This window comes from Streptomyces sp. S3(2020) (assembly GCF_013044505.1).
In the GTDB taxonomy this organism is placed as follows: Bacteria; Actinomycetota; Actinomycetes; order Streptomycetales; family Streptomycetaceae; genus Streptomyces.
In genome coordinates this window covers 1-1729 of sequence record NZ_JABERD010000490.1, presented here as the reverse complement: position 1 = coordinate 1729, position 1729 = coordinate 1, and the positions used below count along the sequence as shown (strand labels likewise).

General features: G+C 71.1%; 2 protein-coding genes. Both read left to right on the top strand.

The annotated features are described in order from the left end of the window. Positions 1 to 532 (top strand): class F sortase (locus HLK59_RS49840; protein ID WP_171148303.1); only part of this gene is annotated, 532 nt, incomplete at its 5' end. Positions 533 to 698: 166 nt separating this feature from the next. Then, a partial coding sequence (locus tag HLK59_RS49835; protein ID WP_171148302.1) for an ABC transporter ATP-binding protein occupies positions 699 to 1729 on the top strand: 1031 nt, incomplete at its 3' end.

Genomic DNA, 1729 nt, shown 5'->3' with positions numbered 1-1729 from the left:
CCCGAAGGCCGCCCCGCCCTCGTCAGCCGCCCCGCGGCTGCGCCCGCTGCCGCGCTCCCGCGCGACCCGCCTCGTCATCGGCTTCCTCGATGTCGACGCCCCCGTCATGAGCCTGCGGCTCGACCGCGAACGGCGGCTGCCCGCACCTCCCGACGACGACGCCAACCGGGTCGGCTGGTACGAGGCCGGCCCGTCCCCCGGCCAGCGGGGCACCGCCGTCGCCGTGGGCCACCTCGACACCGGTTCCGGACCGGCCGTCTTCGCCGGCCTCGCCGAAGTACGGCGCGGCCGCCTGGTCGAGGTGACGCGCGCCGACGGACGGGTCGCCGTCTACGCCGTCGACGCCGTCAAGTCGTACGAGAAGGACCACTTCCCCAACCGTGAGGTGTACGGCGACCGGGGCCGCCCCGAACTGCGGCTGATCACCTGCGGCGGCGACTACGACCGCAGGACCGGCTACTCGGGCAACGTCGTCGTCTTCGCCCACCTCGTCGAGACCCGCGAGCCGCCCGCGAAGGCCGCCCGGCGCTGAATACGGCCGTCCGTTTTCTCACCTGCTGGACGGAGCCGTCCGATCCTGCCCATTCCCTTCCCCCGGCCGCGCACATTCCGTTAACTTCCGTGACTCACAAGCCCCGCTCGACTCGTGCGGGGCATCCGACACGGAGCATCACTGTCAGCCCTCGGGGGCACCTGCCATGACACGCGCCATCTCGTTGCACGACGTGAGCAAGAGCTATACCCGGGGCACCCGCGTGGTGGACCGGATGTCGCTGGACATCGAACCCGGCGAATTCCTCGTCCTGCTCGGGCCCTCCGGCTGCGGCAAGTCCACCGTGCTCAGGATGATCGCCGGTCTCGAGGAGATCGACGAGGGCGAACTGTTGCTCGACGGCGAGTACGCCAACGATCTCGCGCCGTCCGGCCGGGACATCGCCATGGTCTTCCAGAACTTCGCCCTGTACCCGAGCATGACCAGCCGCGACAACATCGGCTTCCCGCTGCGCATCGAGGCACCCGGCGCCGACCCGCGCCCGCGCGTGGACGCCACCGCCCGCATGCTGGGCATCGAGGAGCTCCTCGACCGCTTCCCCGGCCAGCTCTCCGGTGGTGAACGCCAGCGCGTCGCCATGGGCCGGGCCATCGCCCGCCACCCCTCCGCGTTCCTGATGGACGAGCCGCTGTCCAACCTCGACGCGAAACTCCGCAACCATCTGCGCGCCGAGATATCCGCGCTCACCCGTGAGTTGGGCGTCACCACGGTCTACGTCACCCATGACCAGTCCGAGGCCATGTCCCTCGGCGACCGGGTGGCCGTCCTGCGCGGCGGCGTCCTGCAACAGGTCGGTCCCCCGCGTTCGGTGTACGCGCTGCCCCGCAACGTCTTCGTCGCCGCCTTCATCGGCACCCCGCGCATCAACCTCCTGCGCGGTCTGGTCCGTGCCCCGCTCGACGGCGCGATGACCATCAGTCTCGGCAAGCAGTTCCTGCGGCTGCCCGAACCCCTCTCCCTGGACCACCAGTTGCTCCGGGTCCAGCAGGGCCGGGAGGTCATCGTGGGGCTGCGTTCGGAGGCGGTCCGGATCGCCAAGCCGTCCGCCGCGCGACCGGGCGAGATGGCGCTCCACGGACTGGTCGAACACGTCGAGTTCCAGGGCCACGAGGTCCTCGTCCACTTCAACACCGGCTCCAGCCCCGCCGTCGTACCGGACCTGGAGGCCCCGCGCCC